Annotated in this window: 7 protein-coding genes; 5 read left to right on the plus strand and 2 right to left on the minus strand. The window is 66.9% G+C overall.

Features of this window, described 5'->3' with window-relative positions; all coding sequences use genetic code 11:
* From lptF to AC1D2E_RS33045, 5 genes are all read left to right on the plus strand, one after another.
* Positions 1-972 (plus strand): LPS export ABC transporter permease LptF (gene lptF / locus AC1D2E_RS33025; RefSeq protein ID WP_478201316.1); only part of this gene is annotated, 972 nt, incomplete at its 5' end.
* Entirely contained in the window at positions 969-2075 is a 1107-nt protein-coding gene (lptG, locus tag AC1D2E_RS33030) for an LPS export ABC transporter permease LptG (RefSeq protein ID WP_478201317.1), read from the plus strand. The genes lptF and lptG, both read left to right, overlap by 4 nt.
* Positions 2076-2089: 14 nt before the next feature.
* A complete protein-coding gene (locus AC1D2E_RS33035; protein WP_478201318.1) occupies positions 2090-2458 on the plus strand; it encodes a sirohydrochlorin chelatase in 369 nt (122 codons plus the stop codon).
* A gap of 63 nt (positions 2459-2521) precedes the next feature.
* The gene (locus tag AC1D2E_RS33040; protein ID WP_478201319.1) at positions 2522-3463 is read left to right on the plus strand and encodes a CysB family HTH-type transcriptional regulator; all 942 of its coding nucleotides are present in this window, start codon (positions 2522-2524) and stop codon (positions 3461-3463) included.
* The gene (locus tag AC1D2E_RS33045) at positions 3460-4626 is read left to right on the plus strand and encodes a pyridoxal phosphate-dependent aminotransferase (RefSeq protein WP_478201320.1); all 1167 of its coding nucleotides are present in this window, start codon (positions 3460-3462) and stop codon (positions 4624-4626) included. The genes AC1D2E_RS33040 and AC1D2E_RS33045 overlap by 4 nt, the downstream gene beginning before the upstream one ends.
* 3 nt (positions 4627-4629) lie before the next feature.
* Here the strand turns inward: AC1D2E_RS33045 and AC1D2E_RS33050 are convergent, their stop codons facing one another.
* Together AC1D2E_RS33050 and hrpA are read right to left on the minus strand one after the other, a co-directional pair.
* Positions 4630-5700, minus strand: coding sequence for an acyltransferase family protein (locus tag AC1D2E_RS33050; RefSeq protein WP_478201321.1), 1071 nt, complete (start codon positions 5698-5700; stop codon positions 4630-4632).
* 120 nt (positions 5701-5820) lie between these two features.
* On the minus strand, positions 5821-9367 hold a 3547-nt coding region (gene hrpA / locus AC1D2E_RS33055), incomplete at its 5' end, for an ATP-dependent RNA helicase HrpA (RefSeq protein ID WP_478201322.1).

A 9367-nucleotide genomic window follows, 5' to 3' on the forward strand; every position in this document is an offset into this window, starting at 1 on the left:
GAGGTCTTCCTCGTGATGACCTACACCGTGCTCGGCTACATGCCGACCATCCTGAGCCTCTGCCTGTTCATCGCGATCGTCGGCACCTTGTCGCGGATGTACCGCGACAGCGAGATGGTGATCTGGTTCTCGAGCGGACGCGGCCTGGCCGACTTCCTCCGGCCGCTGTTCCGATTCGCCTGGCCGATCCTGTTGCTGATCGGCGTGTTCTCGCTGGTCGGCTGGCCCTGGGCCAATTCGCAGACCCAGAACATGCGCGAGCGCTACGAACGCCGCAGCGACATCGAGCGCGTCGCGCCCGGTGAATTCCGCGAATCGGCCGGCCGGCTGCGGGTGTTCTTCATCGACAAGGATGCACCCGACAGCGCCACCGCGAGCAACGTGTTCATCTCCTCGGTCGAGCGCAACCTGCGCATCGTGACCTCGGCCCGCAGCGGCCGGATGGAAGACCTGAACGGCGTCCGCTACCTGATGCTGAGCAATGGCCAGCGCATCGAGGAGCCGCTGCAGCCGACCGGCATCAAGGTCAGCGAGTTCGAGACCTATGGCGCCCGCATCGGCGGCCGTCCGTCCGACCCCCTGGACGCGACGCCGGTGCGGGCCCGGCCCACGCTGACCCTGCTGCGCGACCCGATCCCCGTCAACCGCGCCGAGCTCGCCTGGCGCCTCGGCCTGCTGCTCGCAGGGGCCAACTTCGTGCTGCTCGCGCTGACGCTGTCGAGCGTGAATCCACGGGTCGGCCGCAGCGGCAACCTGGTGTTCGCGCTGTTCGCCTTCATCCTCTACTTCAACCTGCTCAACCTGGGCCAAAGCTGGATCAGCGCCGGCCGCTACTCCATGGGCGGCTTCATGGTCACGCTGCACGGCGGCGTGCTGCTGCTCGGCCTGCTCTGGCTCGCGAAGCGGCATTTCAACTGGGGCTTCCGGGCGCATTTCGCCCGTGCACGGCCCGAAAGCACCTCCGTCTCGTGAATACCATCCGCCGCCTGATCTACGCGGAGGTGGTGAAGGCCGTGGCCTTCGTCACCCTGGGCTTCCTGAGCCTGTTCTTCTTCTTCGACTTCGTCGACGAACTGCAGGCGATCGCCAACCCCGGCTCGCTCGGCTACGGCGCGCCCCAGGCGCTGCTGTACGTGGCGCTGCTGATTCCCAGCCACCTCTACGAGCTGCTGCCGATCACGGTGCTGATCGGCACCATCTTCGTGATGGCGCGGCTGGCGCAGAGTTCCGAATTCACGATCCTGCGAACCAGCGGCCTCGGCCCATGGCGCGCCCTGCGCACCCTGCTGCTGCTCGGGGTCGGCTTCGTGGTGCTGACCTTCGCGATCGGCGACTACCTCGCGCCCGCCTCGGACCGCACGGCCCAGTTGCTCAAGGCCCGCTACCAGGGGTCCCTGTCGCTGATCGGCAATACCGGTGCCTGGCTCAAGGAGCGCCAGGGCGAATCGTCCTTCGCAGTCAACGTGGCGTCGATGGGGCGCAACGGTATCCTGAAGGATCCCCGGATCCTCGAATTCGATGGCCAGGGCTTCCTGGTCGCACAGACCTCGGCGCCCGCGGCCAGCGTCGATCGCGGCCACTGGACGCTGGTCAATGCCGAGCGCCAGCAGTACGAGACCCGCGGCCCCGGCGCCCCGCGCATCGTCAACACCGCCGTTCCGGTGCTCGAGTGGCCGACCTCGCTGAGCAGCGAGATGGTATCGGTCGCGCTGCTGCGCCCGGACCGCATGCGCACCCTCGACCTGTTCGACTACATTCGCCATCTCGAGGCCAATGGACAGACCGCGCAGCGCTATGAAATCGAGTTCTGGCGCAAGGTGTTCTATCCGCTGTCCTGCCTGGTGATGATCGTCCTGGCCCTGCCCTTCGCGTACCTGCATTTCCGGCAGTCGGGCATCGCCACCTACGTCTTCGGCGGCGTCATGATCRGCATCAGCTTCTTCCTGCTGAACAACGTCTTCGGCTACCTCGGCAACCTGGGCAACTGGTGGCCGTGGATCACGGCGGCGGCGCCCGGACTGATCTACTCCGTGATGTCGCTGGGCGCCTTCAGCTGGCTGGTGCTGAGGCGGTAGCGCGGATGCAGGCCATGCAAGCACCCCTGGGGATCGTGCTGTTCGCCCACGGATCGCGTGACGAACGCTGGCGGGCGCCGGTCGAGGCGGTGGCGCGTCAGGTCGCTGCGCTGGATCCGACCGCGCGGGTGGCCTGCGCCTACCTCGAACTGGTCGCCCCCGACCTGCGCGGCGCCGCGCTGGCCTTGATCGCCGCCGGCGCGCGGACCGTGCGGATCGTGCCGCTGTTCCTGGGCATGGGCAGGCACGTGCGCGACGACCTGCCGGCGCTGGTCGACGAACTTCGCGCCCTGCGCCCGGACGTCGAGTTCTCGTTGCGCGCCGCAGTCGGCGAAGACCCCGAAGTGATTGCGCTGCTGGCTCGAAAGGCGCTCGAAATCTGAACTTGTGGAAATATTCATAGACTGAGAAGGCATAATGAATCCGAAAATGATACGGAATCCGTTATGAATCTCCACCAGTTCAAGTTCGTTCAGGAAGCCGTCCGGCGCAACCTGAACCTGACCGAAGCTGCCAAGGCGCTCCATACCTCGCAGCCGGGCGTCTCGAAGGCCATCATCGAACTCGAGGAAGAGCTCGGCGTCGAGATCTTCGCCCGCCACGGCAAACGCCTGAAGCGGGTCACCGAGCCCGGCCAGCACGTGCTCGCCAGCATCGAGCTCATCATGCGCGAGGTCGGCAACCTCAAGCGCATCGGCGAGCAGTTCAGCGCCCAGGACAGCGGCACGCTGTCGATCGCCACCACCCACACCCAGGCGCGCTACGTGCTGCCGGTGCCGGTGGCCAAGCTGCGCGAGGCCTATCCGAAGGTCAACGTGAGCCTGCACCAGGGCTCGCCCGACCAGGTGGCGCGGATGGTGATCGACGAGATCGCCGAGATCGGCATCGCCACCGAATCGCTGTCCGACTACACCGAGCTCGTGACGATGCCGTGCTATGAGTGGCAGCACGTGCTGGTGCTGCCGCAGGGGCATCCGCTGGCGGACAAGGAGCGCATCTCGCTCGAGGACTTGGCGAACGAGCCGATCATCACCTACCACCCCTCGTTCACCGGGCGCACGCGCATCGACCATGCCTTCGCGCAGAAGAAACTGACCCCGCGCATCGCGCTCGAGGCGATCGATTCGGACGTCATCAAGACCTACGTGCGGCTCGGCCTGGGCGTCGGCATCGTGGCCGAAATGGCGGTGCGGGACGACTCCAACGCCGACCTGGTGGTGCGGCCGATGGGCCACATCTTCGGCGTCAACATCGCCCGCGTGGCCTTCAAGCGCAGCGCCTACCTGCGCAACTTCGTCTTCAAATTCGCCGAGCTGCTCTCCGACCGGCTCGATCGCAACCTGATCGCCAAGGCCTTGAGCGGTCAACACCAGGACTACGAACTGTGAGCCGAGCGACCGTCCGCACCCCCGCCCTGCAAAGCAAGCTGCCCGCCGTGGGCACCACGATCTTCACCGTGATGTCGGCGCTCGCCGCCGAGAAGCAGGCAGTGAATCTCGGCCAGGGCTTCCCCGACTTCAACTGCGACCCGCAGCTGCTACAGGCCGTGACCGATGCGATGGCGGCGGGCCACAACCAGTACCCGCCGATGCCCGGCATCGCGCCGCTGCGCGAGGCGATCGCCGCCAAGATCGAGACGCTGTACGGCCACCGCTACGACGCGCAGAGCGAGATCACCGTGACCGCCGGCGCCACCCAGGCCATCATCACGGCGATCCTGGCGGTGGTGCGCCCGGGCGACGAGGTGATCGTGCTCGAGCCCTGCTACGACAGCTACGTGCCGAACATCGACCTGGCCGGCGGCACCGTGGTGCGCGTGCCGCTCACGCCCGGCAGCTTCCGCCCCGACTTCGCGAAGATCGCCGCCGCATTGTCGCCCCGCACCCGGGCCATCATCGTCAACACGCCGCACAACCCGAGCGCCACGGTCTGGACCGAAGCCGAGATGCGGCAGCTCGAGGACCTGCTGGCGCCGACCGACGTGCTGGTGATCAGCGACGAAGTCTACGAGCACATGGTCTACGACGGCGCCCGCCACCAGAGCGCCGCCCGCTTTCCGGGTCTGGCCGCGCGCAGCTTCATCGTCAGCAGCTTTGGCAAGACCTATCACGTGACGGGCTGGAAGGTCGGCTACGTGGCAGCGCCAGCCACGCTCAGCGCCGAGTTCCGCAAGGTGCACCAGTTCAACGTCTTCACGGTCAACACCCCGATGCAGTACGCGCTGGCCCGCTACATGGCCGATCCGGCGCCCTATCTGGAACTGCCGGCCTTCTATCAGCGCAAGCGCGACCTGTTCGCCGCCGGGCTGGCAAAGACCCGCTTCAAGCTGCTGCCCAGCGCCGGCACCTACTTCCAGTGCGTCGACATCGGCGAGGTCAGCGAACTCGGCGAATCGGATTTCTGCCAATGGCTCACGCGCGAGATCGGGGTCGCCGCGATCCCGCTGTCGGCCTTCTACGGCGATGGTTTCGACCAGCGCGTGGTTCGCTTCTGCTTCGCCAAGAAGGACGAAACCCTGCAGACCGCGATCGAGCGGCTGGCGCGGCTCTGACAGCTAGCCTTCGCCCCGACGCACGCGCGGCGCCATCGCGCTGCCATCGGGCGACAGTGCCGGCCGCAAGTGCCGCCTCTGCGAGTAGAGGTCGAGCACCTTGTACATCAGGGCCGAGAAAACGACAGCTGCCGCGAAGTACAGCAGCGGCGACGAGAATCCGGCCCGCTTGACGAAGAAGTAGACCGGGATGTGGACCAGGTACAACGGATAGGAAATGTCACCCAGGGTCCGGAGCCAGGCCGACGCAGGCGCCCTCTTCTCCTTGACCGTCAGCAAGCGGAAGAAAGACCACAGCACCAGGATCAGGGTGCATGCCTGCAAGGCGAAGCCCGGCAGATCGGCAAGAAAAAAGCCTGCGACTTCGCCGTGCTTCCAGCGCGACGCGAACTGGATCGCCGCTGACAGCAGGATGTGCGCCGAAAAGATCAGCCCGACCTCCATCAGGATCGGTTTGGGCTGCTGGCCGTTTCTCGCCAACCRCAAGCCGGCCACCCAGATGAACGAAAGCAGCAGCAAGTTCAAGCCGAAGCCGAGTCCCGAGTAGTAGTTCCAGTGGAACRGGGTCCGGCCGCAGGTGTAGACGACGAAAGCACCAAACGACAGCCAGACCAGCTTCTTCAGGTTCGCGTCGTGGATCAGGAAAAGCAACGGTGTCAGGCAATACAACCAGAACTCGAGCGCGAGGCTCCAGGCCGGACCGACGAACGACGTCGCGGTGACGATCTGGTTCAGGAACAGCACATTGGCCAGGACCACCCAAACCGAGGGCAAGTTCGACTGGTCCAGCATGAAGACCAGGTAGACCAGCGCGATGCTCGCCAGGTAGACGGGATAGATGCGCTTGATCCGGCGCCACACGAAGCCGTCGGGCTGCTTCATGTAAGAGGCGCCGATCGAGTAGCCGCTGATCAACAGGAAGCCCAGGATGGCCTCGAAGGCCCCAAACCTCGGGATGACGCTCCAGCCCCCGATCGGGATGAAATCAGGCAGATGATTGACCGCCACGATCGACGCCAGCAGGAATCTGAGCCCGGCGAGCAGGCTCCACTTTTCTATGAGCGGCAGTTGCATCACGTCTTCCTGGATGACAGGGTCGGGGTCAAGGCGCAGTCCCGGCGCTTGAGGCGAGTGGGCCGATCGTAACTTAAGTGCTACTTTTGTATGTGAAAAAGAAGGGATTCCGACACTGAATTACAAACCCAATTGCGCCCACAGCTTGTCCAGGCGCTTCACGCTGACCGGCTGCGGCGTGCGCAGCTCCTGGGCGAAGAAGCTCACGCGCAGTTCCTCCAGCAGCCAGCGGAACTCGCTCATGCGCTCGTCGGCCGCGCCCTTGCGCTCTGCCAGCAGTCGCCAGTAGCGCTGCTCCTGGGGCCGCAATTCCGCCAGCCGCTGCGCATCGCGCGCGGCGTCGGCGCGCAGCTTGTCGAGCCGCAGGGTGATCGCCTTCAGGTAGCGCGCAAAGTGCTGCAGCCGAGGCCACGGCGTGTCGGCGATGAAGCGCTTGCCCATCAGTCGCTGCAATTGCTGCGCGGCATCGGCGGTGGCGTCGGGCTGCACCTTGGTGTCCTTGATCTTGCGCACCGCCAGCCCGTACTCGACCAGGATCACGCCGGCCAGCCGGGCGATCTCGTTGGCGATCAGCGTGAGGCGGCCGCGGCCCTCGTCCAGCCGGCGCTTGAAGGCGAACTCGTCTGTCGGCAAAGGCTCCTGCAGAAAGGCCCGGTCGATCGCCACCTCGATGATCTGTGCCCGGAGTTCCTCGGCGGTGCCCAGCGGCATGTAGGTGACCGCCATCTTCTGCAGATCGGGAATGTTCTTCTCCAGGTACTTCAGTGCGTCCTTGAGCTGCAGCGCGAACAGCCGCCGCAGGCCGGCCCGGTGCTTTGCCGCGGCCACGGCGGGCTCGTCGAAGACTTCGATGGTGACCGCATCGGCGCCGTCGACCAGCGCCGGAAATCCGATCAGCGATTGCGCGCCGCGCCGCACTTCCATCAACTCGGGCAGTTCGCCGARGCTCCAGGTGGCATAGCGCTGGCCGGCCGGCAAGGCCGGTGCCGCCGGCGACTCGAAGGCGGCACCGGCGGCGGCGGGTTGCTCCCGGGCACCGGCCGCCGCCGGCGCCGGCTCGGCGGACGCCCGCACATTGAGCCCGGCCAGCGCCTGGAACGCGCCGCGGGCCTGCGCCCCCAGTTCGGACTTCAGGGCGCCGAGGTTGCGGCCCATCCCGAGCTGCCGGCCATGTTCGTCGACCACCCGCAGGTTCATGAAGAGATGCGGCGGCAGCATGTCGAGCTTGAAGTCGGCACGCTTGACGTCGAGGCTGGTCTGGTCGCGCACCCGCTTCAGCAGCGCATCGGTCAGCGATCCGTGGCCGAAGACCTCGGGCGCACCCAGTTCCTCGGCCAGCCGCGCGGCCGACTCGGGCAGCGGCACCAGGCGGGCGCGCGGCTTCTGCGGCAGGCTCTTCAGCAGGGCCTGGATCTTGTCCTTCAGCATCCCGGTGACCAGCCATTCGCAGCGCTCGTCGCTGACCTGGTTCAGCACGAACAGCGGCACGCTGACCGTGAGCCCGTCCTTGGCGTCGCCCGGCGCGTGCAGGTAGGTCGCGGCGCAGTCGACGCCACCCAGCCGCAGGGTCGGCGGAAAAGACTGGGTCGTGATGCCGGCGGCCTGGTGCCGCATCAGCTCGTCGCGCGTCAGGTAGAGCAGCCGCGGCTGTTCGCGAGACTGGCTGCGATACCAGTTCTCGAACGTCAGGCCGCTCGACACGTCGGGCGGCAGCTGGGCATCGTAGAAGGCGTAGATCAGCGCGTCGTCGACCAGCACGTCCTGGCGGCGCGACTTGTGCTCCAGGCCCTCGACCTCTCGCACCAGCTTGCGATTGGCCGCGAGAAAGGGCAGCTTGCTTTCCCACTGCCCGCCGACCAGCGCCTCGCGGATGAAGATCTCGCGCGCCGCGACCGGATCGACCTTGCTGAAGTCGACCCGGCGCCCGCTGTACACCACCAGCCCGTACAGCGTGGCGCGCTCCAGCGCCGCGACCTGGGCGCCCTTCTTTTCCCAGTGCGGATCGAGCAGCTGCTTCTTCAGCAGATGGCCCGCCACCTGTTCGAGCCACTGGGGCTCGATGTTGGCGATGCCGCGGCCGAACAGGCGCGTCGTCTCGACCAGTTCGGAGGCGACGATCCAGCGGCCCGGCTTCTTCTTCAGGTGGGCGCCCGGATGGCGGTAGAACTTGATGCCGCGCGCACCCAGGTAGGCCTCGTCGTCCTCGAGCTTCCAGCCGATGTTGCCGAGCAGCCCCGAGAGCATCGACAGGTGCAGCGGCTCGTAGCCGGCCGGCTGCGTGTTGATGCGCCACTTGTGCTCGGTCACCACGGTGAGCAGCTGCGAATGGATGTCGCGCCACTCGCGCACGCGGCGGATGTTGATGAAGTTCTGGCGCAGCAGCTGCTCGTACTGCCGGTTCGAGAGCTTGTGCGTGTCGCCATGGCCGCCGCGCGCATCGAGGATCCACTTCCACAGGCGCAGGTAGCCGCTGAACTCGCTCTTCTCGTCGTCGAACTTCGAATGCGCCTGGTCGGCCTGCTGCTGCATCTCCATCGGCCGGTCGCGCACGTCCTGCACCGACAAGGCGCTGGCGATCACCAGCACTTCCTCCAGCGCACCGCGCGAGCGGGCCTCGACGATCATCCGCGCCACCCGCGGATCGAGCGGCAGCCGGGCCAGCTCCGCGCCCATCGGCGTCAGCTCGTTGGCGTCGTCGACCGCGCCGAGTTCGTTCAGCAGCTGGTAGCCGTCGGCGATTGCGCGCCGCTGCGGCGCTTCCAGGAACGGAAAGCGCTCGACGTCGCCGAGGTGCAGCGACTTCATGCGCAGGATCACGCCGGCCAGCGAGGAGCGCAGGATTTCCGGGTCGGTGAAAGGCGGACGCCCTTCGAAGTCCTTCTCGTCGTAGAGCCGGATGCAGATGCCGTTGGCGACCCGGCCACAGCGGCCCGCGCGCTGGTTGGCCGCCGCCTGGCTGATCGGCTCCACCAGCAACTGCTCGACCTTGCTGCGGAACGAATAGCGCTTTACCCGCGCCGTGCCGCTGTCGATCACGTAGCGGATGCCCGGCACGGTCAGCGAGGTCTCGGCGACGTTGGTGGCCAGCACGATGCGCCGGCCGCTGTGGCTGTCGAAAATGCGGTCCTGCTCGGCCTGCGACAGCCGGGCGAACAACGGCAGCACCTCGGCGCTGCGCATCAGCGGCTGGTGGCTCAGGTGGCGGCGCAGATGGTCGGCCGCCTCGCGGATCTCGCGCTCGCCGGGCAGGAAGACCAGGATATCGCCGGCGTTGTGCGGGTCGCGCCAGAGTTCGTCGACGCCATCGGCGATGGCGTCGTTGAGGTCGTGGTCGCGCGACTCCTCGAACGGGCGGTAGCGCTGCTCGACCGGAAAGGTGCGCCCCGAGACCATGATCACCGGCGCCGGAATCATGGGCCCCCACGCTCCGCGCTGCACGTCGTCGCCGCCCCCCGAGGGGGCCGCGCCCGCCTTGGGGCGGCCCGGCGCCGGGCGAGCGGAAGCGAAGTGCTTCGCGAACCGGTCCGCATCGATGGTGGCCGACGTCACGATCACCTTCAGGTCCGGCCGCCGCGGCAGGATCTCGCGCAGGTAGCCCAGCAGGAAGTCGATATTGAGCGAGCGCTCGTGGGCCTCGTCGATGATGATCGTGTCGTAGGCCTGGAGC

Source organism: Variovorax sp. P1_H2, from assembly GCF_056405295.1.